General features: G+C 53.6%; 12 protein-coding genes. 5 read left to right on the top strand and 7 right to left on the bottom strand.

Annotated elements, in window-relative coordinates:
* The first annotated feature begins 125 nt into the window (after nt 1-125).
* Entirely contained in the window at nt 126-944 is an 819-nt protein-coding gene (locus Q8W22_RS06635; RefSeq protein ID WP_303431452.1) for a pyruvate, water dikinase regulatory protein, read from the top strand.
* 59 nt (nt 945-1,003) lie between these two features.
* Here Q8W22_RS06635 and Q8W22_RS06630 read toward each other — a convergent pair whose 3' ends face one another.
* The gene (locus tag Q8W22_RS06630) at nt 1,004-1,855 is read right to left on the bottom strand and encodes an alpha/beta fold hydrolase (protein ID WP_303431451.1); all 852 of its coding nucleotides are present in this window, start codon (nt 1,853-1,855) and stop codon (nt 1,004-1,006) included.
* A 188-nt stretch (nt 1,856-2,043) separates the two neighbouring features.
* Here Q8W22_RS06630 and Q8W22_RS06625 point away from each other — a divergent pair, with 188 nt between their 5' ends.
* Nucleotides 2,044-3,417 (top strand): anthranilate synthase component I family protein, encoded by a 1,374-nt coding sequence (locus tag Q8W22_RS06625; RefSeq protein ID WP_305451886.1) that lies wholly within the window; start codon nt 2,044-2,046, stop codon nt 3,415-3,417.
* A gap of 41 nt (nt 3,418-3,458) precedes the next feature.
* Here Q8W22_RS06625 and Q8W22_RS06620 read toward each other — a convergent pair whose 3' ends face one another.
* Both Q8W22_RS06620 and thrH read right to left on the bottom strand, forming a co-directional pair.
* A complete protein-coding gene (locus Q8W22_RS06620) occupies nt 3,459-5,189 on the bottom strand; it encodes a hypothetical protein (RefSeq protein ID WP_305451885.1) in 1,731 nt (576 codons plus the stop codon).
* A 556-nt stretch (nt 5,190-5,745) separates the two neighbouring features.
* Nucleotides 5,746-6,363, bottom strand: coding sequence for a bifunctional phosphoserine phosphatase/homoserine phosphotransferase ThrH (gene thrH / locus Q8W22_RS06615; protein ID WP_303431448.1), 618 nt, complete (start codon nt 6,361-6,363; stop codon nt 5,746-5,748).
* Nucleotides 6,364-6,708: 345 nt separating this feature from the next.
* On the opposite strand from thrH, the gene Q8W22_RS06610 reads away from it, so the two are divergent.
* The gene (locus tag Q8W22_RS06610; RefSeq protein ID WP_303431447.1) at nt 6,709-7,428 is read left to right on the top strand and encodes a phosphoadenylyl-sulfate reductase; all 720 of its coding nucleotides are present in this window, start codon (nt 6,709-6,711) and stop codon (nt 7,426-7,428) included.
* A 181-nt stretch (nt 7,429-7,609) separates the two neighbouring features.
* On the opposite strand, the gene cysB is transcribed toward Q8W22_RS06610, so the two are convergent.
* Nucleotides 7,610-8,584, bottom strand: coding sequence for an HTH-type transcriptional regulator CysB (gene cysB, locus Q8W22_RS06605; protein WP_305451884.1), 975 nt, complete (start codon nt 8,582-8,584; stop codon nt 7,610-7,612).
* A 120-nt stretch (nt 8,585-8,704) separates the two neighbouring features.
* Here cysB and Q8W22_RS06600 point away from each other — a divergent pair, with 120 nt between their 5' ends.
* Entirely contained in the window at nt 8,705-9,475 is a 771-nt protein-coding gene (locus tag Q8W22_RS06600) for a sulfite exporter TauE/SafE family protein (protein WP_305451883.1), read from the top strand.
* A 44-nt stretch (nt 9,476-9,519) separates the two neighbouring features.
* Here Q8W22_RS06600 and Q8W22_RS06595 read toward each other — a convergent pair whose 3' ends face one another.
* Nucleotides 9,520-10,461: a DUF72 domain-containing protein gene (locus tag Q8W22_RS06595; RefSeq protein WP_305451882.1), complete on the bottom strand. Its 942-nt coding sequence runs from the start codon at nt 10,459-10,461 to the stop codon at nt 9,520-9,522.
* Between the two features lie 119 nt (nt 10,462-10,580).
* Between Q8W22_RS06595 and Q8W22_RS06590 the strand changes: the two genes are divergently transcribed.
* Nucleotides 10,581-11,654, top strand: a complete 1,074-nt coding sequence (locus tag Q8W22_RS06590; RefSeq protein ID WP_303431443.1) for a 3-deoxy-7-phosphoheptulonate synthase — start codon at nt 10,581-10,583, stop codon at nt 11,652-11,654.
* Nucleotides 11,655-11,818: 164 nt separating this feature from the next.
* On the opposite strand, the gene Q8W22_RS06585 is transcribed toward Q8W22_RS06590, so the two are convergent.
* Entirely contained in the window at nt 11,819-12,610 is a 792-nt protein-coding gene (locus Q8W22_RS06585; protein WP_305451881.1) for a VacJ family lipoprotein, read from the bottom strand.
* Nucleotides 12,611-12,751: 141 nt separating this feature from the next.
* On the bottom strand, nt 12,752-16,696 hold the full coding sequence (gene hrpA / locus Q8W22_RS06580) for an ATP-dependent RNA helicase HrpA (protein WP_305451880.1): 3,945 nt from the start codon (nt 16,694-16,696) through the stop codon (nt 12,752-12,754).
* Nucleotides 16,697-16,754 lie beyond the last annotated feature (58 nt).

Here is a 16,754-nt window from a genome sequence, read left to right as displayed (position 1 = left end):
ATGGTTCATTATCATAACAGTCTACTGATGCAGATCATCGTCTGCGGTTATTCGTATACTCAGTGACTCAAATCGGGCCGTAGCAAGCGCGCGTAATACTAAGTGCAGGTAGAACAAATTTCCATATGAAGCGATACGCCTACTTTATTTCTGATGGCACCGGCATCACCGCCGAGATGCTGGGCAATAGCCTGCTGGCACAATTTGAGAAGATTGAATTCGAGTGTGTCACCCTGCCCTACATCGACAGCATCGTCAAAGCCGAACAAGCGGTTGCCCTGATTAATGCTGATGCAATCAAGAGCGGCCAGCCAGCGATTATTTTTGATACCGTCATCGACAAGTCCATCCAGCATGTCATCGATACCGCCAATGGCCTGAAGATCGATATCTTTGATGCTTTCCTGAAACCATTGGAACAGGCGCTAGGGGAAGATTCTTCCTACAGCGTGGGGATGTCCCACTCTGCCAAGAACACCAGTTACCTGTCTCGCATCGACGCCGTCAACTTCGCACTGGATAACGACGACGGCGCCCGTACCCGCCAATACAAAACCGCCGATGTGATTCTGGTGGGGGTTTCCCGTTGCGGCAAAACCCCTACTTGTCTTTATCTGGCGATGCAATATGGCATCAAGGCGGCCAACTACCCACTGACCGAAGAAGACATGGCCGATTTACGACTCCCCAAAAGCCTTGAGCCGTATCGCAAAAAGCTGTTTGGATTGACCATTGATCCTGATCGTCTGTCGGTGATTCGTAATGAGCGCCGCGCCAACAGCCGTTATTCTTCCCTGAAGCAGTGTTATCACGAAGTGGACGAGGTCGAAACCCTGTACCAGCGCGAACAAATTCCCTTTATCAGCACCACGGACAAGTCGATCGAGGAAATTTCCACCCGGATTCTGGCCAAGACGGGCATGCAACGGAAGCTACGTTCCTGAAGAACAAGACATTCAGGGTGCGCGACGGATCAAACCGGTATGACGTCTGACCCGCTACGCTATGACAACAACGCCAGCGCCAGACGATCATTCATCAGCCGCGCCACCTGCTTGGGATGAGTAAACACCAGACTGTGGTCCGCCCCGGCGACCCCCTGGGCGATCCAGTCGCTGCTTTGCTGCTCCAGCCGTAACTGCCGCTGTTTCATCTCCGGGGCACTCAATTCGCCCACCAGACTCATACCCGGCAGTGGTGATGTCCAGTCGAGGTAATAAGCCTGTTGGCGTCCCAGCGATTCACTGACGGCTCCCAGAGCCTGGCTCAACCCCGGACGATTGGCCTGCAAACGCTTCATGGCTACTTTATCTGCTGTCGGATTACGTCGGCGATTGGGCGACACCACATCGAGGAAATCCCGATACGCGCCGTCATCCCCTTGCCGGAAACGTTGCGCCAATGCCGCATAGCGCGCTTCTTTATCTTGCAGGCCAGCGGCATCGTCACCAGACAATAGCGCCGGTTCAAGCAAATACAGCAACCCAAACGCATGCCGCTTGACCAATTCTGTCGCCACCATACCGCCAAAAGAATACCCAACCAGATCGGTATCCCACCAATCCAGCGCTGTCAGCAATTCTTCAATTTGTTGCGCATAATCGTTAATGGTTGGCTTGTCGCAATCGATAAAGGACGACTTGCCCATCCCGGCAAAATCCGGAATCAATATTTCACTCCAACCATCCAGATAATTAGCCACATACGTCCAGGTCAGTTCCCCGGCGATACCGGCACCGTGCAGCAACACCAGACGCCGGTGCCCGGCCTGAGATGTTGATGGCGATGTCGATTGCAACAGCAGTGCATGTTGATTAACACGGGTGGTACGAAGATTAACGGGGTGCTTTTCCACAATTAGCCTTAAAACTGACAGAATAATAGGTTCAGAAGGGCTCGACGGGCAGGCAAAGGCTGCCCAAAGACGACAGCGCCAGTCTAACCAGCAGGTTATAGCAATGCCAGGGGTTGTGAATCGGACACCATGCGCCGGATAATACGCCGCTATTTTATCCACCGACCGATCGGGAATCCTTCGCTCTCATGTCCAGCACGCCCATACCGGCCGCATCTCACGCCACCGGACTGCCCTTTTCAGCCCGATCACTCTTGTTCTGCTGCCATCAACTCCCCGGGGCTGCCTTATTGTACAGCGGCAGCAGTGGCCAGTCGCACTCTCAACGCTGGGCCGTACTGGCCTGGGCTCCGAGCCGCACCCTGTCGGCTCGCAGTGCATCACAATGGCAGCAACTGCAACGTATTCTGGAAACAGGGCAAACGCCATCAACAAACCCGACGGACCGTTCCGACAACAGTGGTTTTATCAGTGGCTGGATGGGGTATTTCTCCTTTGATGCCTGCCATCAGACGGTAGCGGGCATGCAGCCATCGGCGACTCAGTCGACACCGGCACAACCACCGCTGGCAGAATTTCATTATTATCCCCATAGCCTGCTACTCGACTTCAACGCAGACACCGTCACCCTTCGCAGCCCACAGCCTCTGACTGACCAATACCGTCACAAGCTGATTACGCAGTTACAGCAAGCGCTTGAGCAACAAGATACTCACGACACCGCTCTTCAGCTCCAACAACCAGACAAACCCGCTTGGCAAGCCCGCTGGAATGCCCGCGAGTATGAACAGGCATTCAATCAGGTGCAGGATTACATCCTTTCCGGTGATGTGTATCAGGTGAATCTGACCATGCCTTTTCGCTGTCAAAACGATCTGACCGATGCGGCACCAGCCGGATTGCTGGAGCATTTTGATGCGCCGTTTTCTTGCTATTTCCGGAGCCAGTGCCTGACGCTGTTCAGTGTCAGTCCGGAGCGTTTTATGCGTATCCGTCAACGCCAGATGACCACCAGCCCGATCAAGGGCACCGCCCCCCGGGGGAAAACCGCCAGCGAAGACCAGGCCAATCGCCAGTGGCTGGCCGACAGTCAAAAAAATCAGGCGGAAAACCTGATGATTGTGGATCTGTTACGTAATGATCTGGGGCAATCCGCGCGCACCGGCAGTGTTCAGGTCGACAAGCTGTTTGATATTGAATCCCATGCCAATGTCCACCATATGGTCAGCACCATTCAGGCACAGCTGAAAGCGGATATTTCACCGTTGCAGGCTGTATTAAGTGCTTTTCCTGGTGGCTCGATCACTGGCGCACCCAAAAAACGGGCACTGGAAATCATCCAGGAACTGGAACCCGATAGCCGTGGCCTGTACTGCGGTTCTTTTGGTTACTTCAGTGATCAGGGGGAAACTGATTTCAATATTCTGATCCGCTCGGTCGTGGCGACCACAACGGGGGCAGAATGCTGGGCCGGTGGCGGCGTGGTCAAGGATTCTACCGCAACAGGGGAATACGACGAGTTATACAGCAAGGTTCAGGCGCTGCTGGATATCATCGGCTGACATCATCGTTCAGAGCCAACCAGACCGGTCATCAGCCATGGCTACTGATCGATCCGGTATATTACCTGCCCACCACTTTCACGCGTCTTGATGTTCATTACCGCATCCTGCTTGCTGATCACGGTCGTACCGGTGCTGGTGGTCGACGATTTTTTGGCTGCCGTTGTTTTGGCTGGCTTGACTGACCGGATTGGTGTGGTCGACTTCGCTGGTGCCGCCGCTTTGGCCGGCTCCCTCGGTTCGACCACGGTTACCGCCTTGGCCACAACAGCGGACTCATCCTTGGCCTCGTCTTGTGACTTGGCAGGGGGTGCAGCCGCTGGTGTTTTCCTGGCTTTACTGGTTGTTGTCGCCGCAGGTTCGGCATCGGGATTATTCAGATCACGATTGGCATTCCAGCGCGGAAAGTCTGCCGGCACTTTTTTGGTGGTCTTGACCGATGACGTCGCTGCCTGATTCACCGCAGGCGACTTGACCACCGGCTTTGTTTTGTTCAGCGTCAGACTGCTGGACGGCGTTGGCAATGCCCGCTGACTGGTCACCGCAGGTTTGGTGGCAAGGGTTTTAGAGCTGCTCACACCAGCCACACTCTTGCCAGACGATGCCTTGGGGGCCACATAAGCCGGGACTGAGCGCTGGACTGTCCCGGTATCCCGAACCGTCTTTTTGGAAACCAGTGCCGAAGCAGGAATCGGCACCACTTCGATAATTTCTGACCGGGTGTACCCTTGGGTTGTATTGCTACTAACCGACCGGGAGCGGGAACCAATATTCTTTACACCTTGACGGTGTGACACTCCGGTACTGCCGGAGCTGTTTCTGGAAACCAGTTCAGACGTCGGCATTGGCGCGACCTCAACCACATTGGAACGGGTATAACCCGGAGATACCCTGGCCGCAGGAACGGATGATCGAGTGGTATCAGCAGCACCTAGATGGCGGTCTGCTTCCAGTGGTTGCGGAGGCAAATACGTTACTTCAGCCGGTGGCCGGTAATTCACTTCCTCCTTGACCACGACGCGCCCACTATGATTTGCCGCCGGCACCTCCACCATACCGGCAGCTTCTTGGGGCTGAACCCGCCGCCGGGACTGTAACTGATTGACCTGATCCGCCGGTAGCAGCTTGATTACCGGGGCACTGTGTTGCTGTATTTCCGCCACATGAGGAACAACTTCCTGTGGCACTGCCATTTGCGGACTGGTCATTTGTTGACTGGTCATTTGCGGACTGACCACCTGAGCACTGACCGCTGGGGGATTAACTACCTGCTGGGTGATTTCTGGCGAGCTATCACTCCCGGCACCGACTTCTACGCTGCCAGCGAGAATTTCCATCAACTCGTCTTCTGCAACAGCGGCACTGCTACCATGCTCTTGCCCTTCACCATGACCACTGGGGGTGGCGGCCGTTTCAGTACGGGCAACCCCTGTCAGCTCCTGCGAAGGAACCGGCAAAGCAAAACTGCTGCGGCGTTGTTCTTCGATTCTTACCGCAGCGGCTGGCAGGTTGCTGGCAGTTGCTGTTTTGGGAGTCGAGGTGACCGTCGTGGTCGTGGTGTTCTTTTCTTTGGCGACCGGTTTTGTTGTTTTGACCGGCGCAGCGGCCGGCGCCTTGGCGGCGGAGCGGATTACCGGAGAACGGCTGGCAGCAGACGATTGACCGGCGCTTGACGAATGCTGCGTCACCGTACTGCTGCCGGAAGAGGTCATTGGAGTCTGATCGTAGGTTTTGTGATCTTCCAGATGCGATTGCCCGGTGGAAATCACCACGTTGTCAGCCAGAACGGTTGGGGCAAGCCCACACAGCACAAATGCCAGCAACCATCTGACAGTTTCTCTCTTGGAGTTCCTGACTGGATTCTCCCGCCATTGCCTGTTGGTCATACTTAAAATCAGCCATTGCTGATACATATTCAGAACCCGTTTATCACTTATCAGCAAAGGAATTACAAGTACTGGAAAATCCCTGAAGATGCTCTGGCCACCATGGCAAAAACGACATCCAACCAGATTTTATCTTGAATAACGTAGCTTTCTTAAAAAACACACTGTCACGAACGCCTAGTATAGTCGCGACTGTAATAACTTCCCGATTTAATTGTCATTCTGGCTGTCAGCGGTACCTACCCATGAATGTCGTCGTCAAATTACACTGTTTTGGCTGACCTAAAAAGATGTATTGGCTATTCAGCACACCCTTACCGCCCATTACGACAAAACCGATGAACGATTGACGGACAATCCGCCAATCGCTCAATACGTATTACAGTGGATACATGACATCAAATACAATACTTGACCATGCATGCATTAAATCACATCAGGATCAGAGACTTAGTTCACGATTACTGGCTTTGATAAACGCCTTTTTCAAATCGTCATACGTATGCACTGCTGGAAATTGCGGAAATTCGTCAATCACATTTTGCGGTGCATGAAACAGAATGCCAGCGTCGGCTTCAGCCAGCATGGTGGTGTCGTTGTAGGAGTCACCGGCCGCAATGGTGCGGTAGTAGATGGTTTGCAAAGCCCGGATCGATTGCCGCTTGGGATCGGCCTGACGCAATTTATAATCCACAACGTTACCGGCTTCGTCCGTAATCAGGCGGTGGCAAAACAGCGTTGGAAAACCCAGCTGACGCATTAATGGCTGGGAAAACTCATAAAACGTATCGGACAGAATAATTACCTGAAAACGCTCACGCAGCCAGTCAACAAACTCCGCAGCCCCTTCCAGTGGCGACAGGGTCGCTATCACGTCCTGAATATCCTGGATTTTCAAACCATGCTGTTTCAATAAACCCAAACGTTGCTGCATCAGCACGTCGTAGTCAGGAATATCACGGGTTGTGGCTTTAAGCGCCTCAATCCCGGTTTTATTGGCAAATTCAATCCAGATTTCAGGAACCAGAACACCTTCAAGGTCCAAACATGCGATTTCCATGATATCTCCGCGATTCGAGGAAGTTTTTCGGGGTATTTTCAGCCGCCGTACTCTAGCCAGTTGCCTGCTATAACACAACCGCCGGGGGGAACGGAGGTTTAAGGTTCAACAACGATCTGTTAGCTTTTAAGAGCAAGGACAAAATAACAGAACTCCTTCTGGTTAAATGATTACCAGCACGCCACGCTACCGCCAGCTGATGGTATTGAGCCTGAACGGCGCGCAGCTTAAAAACACTGACTTTATAACCATAATGAAATAACAATATTCTTTATTAGTATTTTTTGACCTAAAAGTGGCGTGCTACCATTTAACCAAACTTCCAGTAATTAGCGGTTCAGCCAGATGACAGACTTCACCCAACTTAATGCAGAGTATGCTAGCCAGCGCCCCAAAGACCTGATTCGCTACGCCCTTGAACAGCACGACGCCATTGCCGTGTCGTTCAGTGGTGCCGAGGATGTGGTGCTGATCGATATGGCCGTCAAGCTTCGCCGGGATGTTCAGGTATTCACTCTCGACACCGGCCGCCTGCACCCTGAAACCTATGAATTTATCGAAGCCGTACGCAAGCACTATGGCATCAAGATCCAGGTACAAACGCCGGACCAGCAGGCCCTGCAGGAGTTTACCTCCGACAAGGGCATGTTCAGTTTTTTCGAAGACGGCCATAAAGAGTGTTGCGGGATTCGTAAAATCCAGCCGTTAAAAAACAAACTGGCCACCCTGGATGCCTGGATCACCGGCCAACGCCGTGACCAGAGCCCCGGTACTCGCAGCAATATCGAAATGATCGAGGTTGATGCATCACCCGGTCGCCAGGGGGAATTAATCAAGTACAACCCGCTAACCCACTGGACATCCGCGCAAGTGTGGGAATACATCAAGATGTTTGATGTGCCATACAACCCGCTGCATAGCCGTGGTTTTGTCAGTATCGGCTGCCAGCCCTGTACACGCCCGGTATTACCCAACCAGCACGAGCGGGAAGGTCGCTGGTGGTGGGAAGAAGAAACCCATAAGGAATGTGGCCTGCACAGCGCCAATATCATCAGCAAGGGATAACGACTCTCCGCCCAGGCGGAGGCTTGCGCACTGCGGTTGCCAGTTCCATCAGGGCCTGGCCCCCATGCGCTACCCCGCGATTACAGCCTCAGTGCCTCAGTGCATCGATGCTGTAACGGTGTAAACGGCTTGCCTGCCAGACAACTTGCCAACCCCGGCAAGTCACCCCTACCGGCTACGGTCAGACGTCCGGCAGCTTGATCCCATCAAATACGTCTTCCACATCGTGTTTACTGCCACATTGTGCCGCCGCATCCACCAGCTCTCGCGTCAAATGTGGCGCAAACCCAGAAATAAAGTCATACATAAAACCACGCAGGAAGGTACCTTTTCGGAAACCGATCTTGGTCACACTGGGCGCAAACAAATGGCTGGCATCAATCGCGACCAGATCTTTATCCTGCACTGGATCAAGCGCCATGCTGGCAATAATGCCAACACCAACCCCTAACCGTACGTAGGTTTTGATCACATCGGCATCCGCGGCAGTAAACGCCACTCTCGGTGTCAGCCCTCGACTTTTAAAAGCCTCATCCAGCTTGGAACGCCCAGTAAAACCAAAGACGTATGTTACCAACGGATAATTGGCGACCTGCTCCAGCGTCAGCTGTTGGCACTGCGCCAATGGATGATCAGCAGGTACCAGTATGCTGCGATTCCAGCGGTAACACGGCATCATTACCAGATCACTGAACAGCTCCATGCCTTCCGTCGCAATGGCAAAGTCGACGGTACCATTGGCCGCCATCTCTGCAATCTGCATTGGCGTCCCCTGGTTCATATGCAGCGCCACATCAGGATACTGCTTCATAAAGACGCTGATCACTCCTGGCAAGGCATAACGGGCCTGGGTATGCGTGGTGGCTAGCGTCAGGGAGCCTTTGGTTTCATCGCTAAATTCCTGGGCAACTTGCTTGATACCTTCGACTTTGCGCAGGATTTCTCCGGCTACCGCAAGAATTTCTTCACCGGCAGGGGTAACCCGCGTCAGGTGCTTGCCACTGCGAGCAAAAATCTCAACGCCCAGCTCATCCTCCAACAGACGAATCTGCTTGCTGATGCCTGGCTGCGAGGTGTACAACACCTGAGCGGTGGCAGACACATTCAGATCGTGGTGGGCTACTTCCCATATGTATTTAAGCTGCTGTAGCTTCATGCTACCTCCCCAGAAATTCAGTTATAAAAATATAATCAAATATTCTTTTTAAGTATAGAAGGTGCTCGGTTAGAGTACCATCACATCCTCTTTCCGTTCTCGGCAGTGTAGACCTCAAACATGGACTTTCTGTTATATATCCTCGCCGGCGCTGGCGTTGGTTTTATTGTTGGCCTGACAGGCATCGGCGGCGGCGCGCTGATGACTCCTCTGCTGCTGCTGTTTGGTTTTCCTGCCCATATCGCGATTGGTACCGATCTGATGTACGCCTCAATCACCAAGGTCTCTGGCGCAATATCGCATCACAAGCAGGGCCATGTGAACTGGGGCATTATGCGCAAACTGGCACTGGGTAGTATAACCTCCGCCTTGATCACCGGTGTAATACTGAACCAGCTCTTTGATAACCCAGAGCAATATAGCCATATTCTGACCAGCGTGCTGGGTGCCATGCTGCTGTTCACGGCCTGTGCCATCGTTTTTCGCACCACGATCCAGTACTGGTCCAACCGCCTGCTTGGCGACAACCCTGCCCGCATTGGTCATTTAACCATCGCCATGGGGGTTATTCTTGGTGTATTGGTCACCTTGTCGTCGGTGGGCGCCGGTGCCATTGGTACTGCGATCCTGATGATTCTGTACCCTGCGCTGCGCTCAACCAATGTGGTGGGTACGGATCTCGCTCACGCTGTCCCCCTGACACTGGCAGCCGGTTTGATACATATGTATATGGGGCATGTTGACTTTATGCTGTTGGGCGCTCTGCTGATTGGCTCCATCCCGGCGATTCAGGTATCCAGCCGTCTGGCCCGACATATCCCGGAAAATGTTTTGCGCAGCTTGTTGGCCAGCCTGCTGTTTGGACTGGGCCTTAAATACGCGCTGTTCTGAACCATCAGCCTTGCCAGGCCTGGGCCAAACCCTGTACCTGCACATCAGCCCCATAAATCCGCGGTCTGATGAATGCCACTTTCTCCGGGCCAGACAACTGACTGCTGCCAGTACTCTTGCAGCAACCGCCGATGCAGCTGCGGCACATCGTGGTTACCCACGGTATGCCAGAAAACATAGGGCGACTTGCCCTGCTGCTGCCATTGGCTCAACTTCTTGTGCCATTGCTGGAAATAGCGCTGATTGTCTTCATAACGAGGATGGCCGATAAAACGCACCACCGGGCAACGCCCTGTCGCGATCGGGTGTACTGGCATGGCTGGCTTTTTACGCTGGGCATCCAGTAGCGCTGCAGACGAGCCCTTATCTGCCATCAGGCCCCGAGTATCAAACACGACCCGGTCAATCTGGCGATCGGCCAACGCCCGCAACCATCGGGGCTCATGATGGGTTTTGTCAAAAAACGACGGATGCCGGCATTCCACGGCAATATCCAATGTCAGTCCGCTGCCCTGACCGCCACTGAAATGACCGCCCAGCAAATAATCCAGAGCCTCCAGAACCGCTCCGGCACGGTCGGCACCCAAGCGTCCGGGAAGCTGCAACATCAACACACCCAGTTTGTCGGGAGCATGGGTCAGGATCACTTCCAGAAAAGCCGCAAGGTCTCGCCCTGGCAAGCCTCGCAAAGCCGCCAGAATATCCGGTGCATGACTGATTGCCCGAGGCAGCTTGAAGCAAAAACGAAAGTCTTCTGTTGTCAGGTCCAGCCACTGCCGTAGCCGCGCCGCCTCAGGCAAACCATAAAACGTCGTATTGCCCTCAATCGAGCGAAAGACCTGACTGTATTCTGCCAGGGCACTGGCGCTGGATTGATCGGCTGAGAGCAATTGCCCTTTCCATTGCGGCAAAAACCACATCGGCAGCCCCATGCGTAATACACCTGTTTCATTTGCTGAATGTGCTTTTTGAGCTGTATTTGTCATAATCACTCAATTATAACAGCGCCACCGCCCAAAATGCCGCCCGCTTTAGCAGAGCTGGCTATACTGACCGTCGAGCGACCTGGCCCAACATACAAGCGTCAACCATCATCAGGATTTTTATGACAGACAACCGTGTCGAAGACTTGAACATCGAGTCGATTACCACCCTGATCACCCCCGATCAGCTCAAACAGGAAATGCCTATTTCCGAAGCCGCCGTCAGCTGTGTACAACAAGGCCGCCAGGTGATTCGTGATATTCTGGATCGCAAGGACAATCGCATTTTTATTGTTATTGGCCCCTGCTCAATCCATGACGTCGATGCCGCCAAAGATTACGCCACACGCCTGAAAGCGCTGTCTGAAAAAGTCGGCGATACCCTGTATCTGGTGATGCGGGTTTATTTTGAAAAACCCCGTACAACCGTTGGCTGGAAAGGTCTGATCAACGACCCTTACATGAACGACAGTTTCAAGATTGAAGAAGGCTTGCACATTGCCCGGCGCTTGCTGCAAGACCTGTCTGAAATGGGTCTGCCACTGTCTACCGAGGCACTCGATCCGATTTCTCCGCAGTACCTGCAAGACCTGATCACCTGGTCTGCCATTGGTGCCCGCACCACGGAATCCCAGACTCACCGCGAAATGGCTTCCGGCCTGTCTTCTTCGGTCGGCTTCAAAAACGGCACCGATGGCAGCCTGTCAGTCGCGACCAACGCCTTGATGTCGGTCGCCAATCCGCATCGCTTCCTCGGTATTAACCAGCAAGGTTCGGTAGCCATTGTGACGACCCAGGGCAACCCGTATGGACATATTGTTTTGCGCGGTGGTGGCGGCAAGCCAAACTATGATTCCGTCAATGTTTCCCTGGCTGAACAGGCGCTGGAAAAAGCCGGGCTGGCACAAAACATCATGATTGACTGCTCGCACGAAAACTCCAGCAAAAACCCGGCCTTGCAACCACTGGTTATGGAAAACGTCACCAACCAGATCCTGGATGGCAACCAGTCCATTATCGGTCTGATGGTGGAATCCAACATCAAGCACGGTCGCCAGAATATTCCGGCCAACCTGGATGAGCTGGAATACGGTCAGTCCGTCACTGACGGCTGCATCAGCTGGGACGAAACCGAAACAGCGATCCTGACCATGTACGACAAGCTTAAAAACGTATTACCCAAACGCGGGCAATAATTCCGCCGTCATGCCTTGCTCGCAAGACGGCACCGAAAAACAGCGCCCTGCAAAGCGCTGGAAAAACGATGTAAAGATGTAAAAAGTCGAGCATAAAAAAAGCCCCGGTGTTTATCTATCACCGGGGCTTTTTGGTTTTATCGATCCATCACATCAACTCAATATCACATCGAATAGGTTTCGCCAGTGGATGCCGGGTCTTGGTCTTCCTTATCCCAACCTTCGTCCCAGTCTTCATCCCATTCTTCGTCGTCAAAATCGTCAAAATCATCTTCAAAGCTATCGGCCGCCACACCGTCATTCACCAGATATTCCCGCCGTTGCACATAAAAACTGCGCAAGAATATATACCGATCACCCGTAATCAGGCCTTCTGAGGAAATCAGGTCGGCGCGCAAATCAACAGCCTGCAAGGCGATCATCGAGTAGTCTTCAGTGACGCTGTCACCTATCCTGGAACTGGTCAGGCCACTCCCCCAGTGCATCACCAAACCACCGGTATCGCGCAAGTTGCTTGGACCAAGGAGCGGCAGCATCAGATACGGGCCGGTGCCAACTCCCCAATACCCCAGCGTCTGGCCAAAGTCTTCATTGTGTTTTCTGAGGCCAATATGGGTTGCGACATCAAAGAAGCCAAAGAAACCGACCGTGCTGTTAACCAGAAAACGGCCAGTATCCGACGCCGCCTGAGTCAATTTGAGCTGGCCCAGGTCATTCACCACCACCAGCACATCGCCAATGTTGGAGAAAAAATTACTCACCGAATCATCCACACTTTGTGGTGTCACATACTGGTACGCTTGAGCTGTCGGCTTCAGCACGTATTTATCCATCACCTCGTTGAATGCAAAAACCCGACGGTTAAAGCCCTCCCACGGGTCCAGATTGTCATCAGCGCTGGCCGCTTGGCCAGTGCTGGCCAACGTCAAGAGCAACGTCGCAAGAAGAAGCTTCATCATGATCCCCTCAATCCATTTGGGCGGTATTAAAACAGCTTGCAGGCATGGAAAAAAGCCGCATCTCAATACCGGCCTGTTCCATAAACAAAGACAACCATCATAATGACCAATCGCTGTCCTCACCAGAGCGCCCAGCCACTAACTTGTCAACTCTTGCCAACGTTTATCAAGCCGTTTTAACGACACCGCTTCCTGGGTGCCTAGCGGCTGGGCAAACAGCGACACCCGGAACTCCTCCAACAACCAGCGAAAATCCGTCAGTTCCGATGGTTCATCCAGCACCATACCTTCAGTGAACTTCACAAAAGGCTCATAAACCGAGGCGTATTCTTTCATGCCCAGACGGTCGCGAGGCAAGTTGCCCTGCAGTTTCTCGATGCGATATTCCATGGCTTTAAGGTAGCGGGTAAAACATGTCAGCCGCTTCCAGCTGGCATCGAGCATAAAGCCGGGTTGCAGCAAACGCTCCAGATTCACCTTGATATCGCTGTAGGCCATGGCGCGATCCAGGCTGACAGCCCCACTCATGCTCTTGAGGATTTTATGTCGCAGGGCAAGCCATTCGATAAATTGCGCCAGTAGCTGCTCACCGTGCTCTACCAATGTCGCTCGACGTAACAAGCGTTGCTGAAAATCACTCTCTTTATAAGGCAATGGCTCATCCAACGGAACAAACACCTGCTGGAAAGCGGCTTCGACCAATTCGTTGGTCAGGGACTGTTGGGTACCCATTCCCTTGGCCTGCAACCAGCGGTTGTTCATATTTTTCTGGATGCGGTTTTTTAACAGCCGCTCCTGTTCGCTCAGCGATTGCCGGAACAGGGTCACCAACCCACGCCGATGACTGCGCCGGGCAGCATCGGCATCCGCTTCCACGGTCAGCTGCAGCTGCTCGTTGTCCACTTTCAGGCACGGGAATGCCCGTACTTGCAAACCGTTGATCTCAGACTGAGTGGCTTCGGGCAAATCGCCAAAATCCCAACGCTGGACGTTTTCCCGCTGCAGCTCATGCTTCACCATGCCTTGCATCTGACGCTTGCTGAGTTCATTCAGATCGGTTTTTAATGCCTCCAGATCACGACTCTCCGCCATCAACTTGCCGTCTTCCAGCACTTGGATATTCATCAGCATATGCGCAGGTAACTCAATCGCCCTCAAGGTATCTACTTCAATACGGGGCCGGGCTGTCCGGTTCAGGTAGGCACACAACAAAGAATACAAACTGCCTTTGCTGGCATGCGCCCCTTGCAGGAAATCTTCGACGGTATTCGGTACCGGAACAAACAATTTACGGATGGCTTTGGGCAGGCCCTTGATGATCAGCGCTACTTTTTCGGCAATAAATCCGGGCACCAGCCACTCCACTTGAGCGGAAGGCACCTGCTGTAACATCGCCACGGGAACACTGAGCGAGACCCCATCATCCATGGCACCGGGTGCAAACTTGTAACTCAGTGGAAATTGCAGCCCCTGCCACTCCAGCTCTGCCGGAAAGTCCCGATCAGTAATACCGGCGGCGGCATCACTCAAGAGTTGTTCCCGGGTCAGTTTGAGAGCGCTTTGTTGCGCCTCAGTCGCTTTGCTGTACCAGCGTTCCAGATGCCGGGTAGTCACCACTTCTTCGGGCAAACGTGCCTGATAAAAATCGATCAGGAAGTTGTCATCAATCACCAGATCACGACGGCGGGATTTCTCTTCGTATTCGGTCACCTCGGCAATCAGGTCGATATTGTGCTGCAAAAAATCCGCCCGAGTACGGATCTTCTGTCCGACCAGACCTTCCAGAATCAGTATTTCCCAGGCTTCCCGTGGATGACTGAGGGCATAATTCACCCGTTTGCGCGGATTAACGATCAGGCCATACAGGGTGCTCTGTTCAAACGCCACCACCTGGCCACGCTTCTCATGCCAATGCGGCTCAAAATATTGGTATTTGAGCAAGGGTTTGCCGATTTCCTCAATCCAGGCCGGTTCGATCTTGGCCACGGTACGGGCAAACAACCGGCTGGTTTCCACCAGCTCCGCCGCCATCATCCATTTCGGCTTTTTCTTGTGCTGGCTCGACGCCGGAAAAACAAACAGCTTGCGGTTACGGGCACCCAGATATTCCTGGCCTTCACTTTTAAAACCGATCTGGCTCAACATGCCCGCCAACAACGATTTGTGCAGCGACTCGTAACTGGCAACCTGACTGTTTTCGGTCAGGCCAAGATCCTTGCACAGCAAATGCAGCTGACGATGGGTGTCGCGCCACTCGCGCATGCGCATATAGTTGAGAAAATGCTTGCTGCACCACTTGCGAAGCTGGTTCTGGGTCAGCTCCTGGCGTTGCTCTTCGTAGGCATTCCAAAGATTCACCAATGCCACAAAGTCTGAGTCTTCATCTTGCCAGAGGCGATGCTTTTCATCGGCCTGCTGTTGTTTATCCTGCGGTCGCTCACGCGGGTCTTGCACCGTCAGCGCCGCCGCTATAATCAGCACTTCCGTTAATGCACCTTGCTTCTGGGCTTCCAGCATCATGCGGGACAAACGCGGATCGGTCGGTAAACGGCCCATCTGCCGCCCCAAAGCAGTCAGCTTGTGTTGTTTATCAACTGCCTCCAGCTCTTGCAGCAGGGTAAAGCCATCCTTGATAAACCGCTCATCCGGTGGATCGACAAACGGGAAATCCTGCAACCGCCCCAGCCCCAGATGCAACATCTGCAAAATCACTGCCGCCAGATTGGTGCGGCGAATTTCCGGGTCGGTAAATTCATCCCGCCCCAAAAAGTCACTCTCTTCATACAGACGGATACAGATGCCCGGCGAGGTTCGGCCACAACGACCGGCACGCTGGTTGGCGCTGGCCTGCGAAATCGCCTCTACCGGCAAACGCTGTACCTTGCTTTTGTAGCTGTAGCGGCTGATACGGGCGACACCGGCATCCACCACATAACGAATACCTGGCACCGTCAGCGAGGTTTCAGCAACGTTGGTAGCCAATACCACTCGACGCCCACCATGGGGTTTGAATATCCGCTGCTGGTCGGAACCACTCAGACGGGCGTACAGCGGCAGAATATCCGTAGCGGGCAAACTGGCACGCCGTAAATATTCAGCACACTCCCGGATCTCTCGCTCGCCGGGTAAAAACACCAGGACATCCCCAGGAGCACCGCCTTTTTTGTCCTCGTTACGCAATTCGGTCAAGGCATCATGCACCCCTTCGAACAGGGTGCGATCAGCCTCCTCTTCCGATTCCCGTACCAATGGCCGGTAACGGGTCTCGACCGGATAGGTTCGACCGGACACCTGAATCACAGGCGCATCGCCAAAATGAGCCGAGAAGCGTTCGACATCAATGGTCGCCGAGGTGATCACCAGCTTCAGGTCAGGCCGTTTGGGCAGCAGGTTTTTCAGGTAGCCCATCAGAAAATCGATGTTCAGACTGCGCTCATGGGCTTCGTCAATAATGATGACATCGTATTCATTGAGGAAGCGGTCATGCTGGGTTTGCGCCAGCAGAATGCCATCGGTCATTAACTTGACGCGCGTCTGGTCGCTGCTCTGATCGGTAAAACGAATCTGGAAGCCGACCAGCGACCCGAGCTCGACACTCAGTTCATCCGCGATACGCTGCGCCACCGACCGGGCCGCCAGCCGGCGCGGCTGGGTGTGGCCAATACGACCATAACGCCCCAGTCCGGCTTCCAGACAGATTTTGGGTAACTGTGTGGTCTTACCCGACCCGGTCTCACCGGCAATCACCACCACCTGGTGGTTCTTGATGGCTGAAAGAATCTCATCCTTGCGCTCCGAAACCGGTAAATCCGGATAACTCAAGCGCACCGGATCACTGCGTTGCGCCACCCGCTGCTGACTGGTTTCGATACGTGACAGCAATGTCGCCAGTGCAGACTCAAACGGCTGTTGCCGTCGTTGACTGGCCAGCAACTCTTTCAACTGCCGCCGCAAGCGCAGGCGATCCCGGATCAGACAATGGTCGATCGCCTGGTGCAAGGCCCGCGCATCAATGGCAGCAGGGTGTGAATCGGCGGTTACAGCCTGGTCAGAGGTGGGGACTGAAGAATGGTCGGAAGACAAAAGCGATCCTGAAAACAGCGAATATGAGGGAAATCAAACGGCCATTATACGACGTGTC

The organism is Oceanobacter sp. 1_MG-2023, assembly GCF_030689025.1.
Classification (GTDB): Bacteria; Pseudomonadota; Gammaproteobacteria; order Pseudomonadales; family Oceanobacteraceae; genus Oceanobacter.
This window is presented reverse-complemented; position numbering and strand designations above follow the sequence as displayed.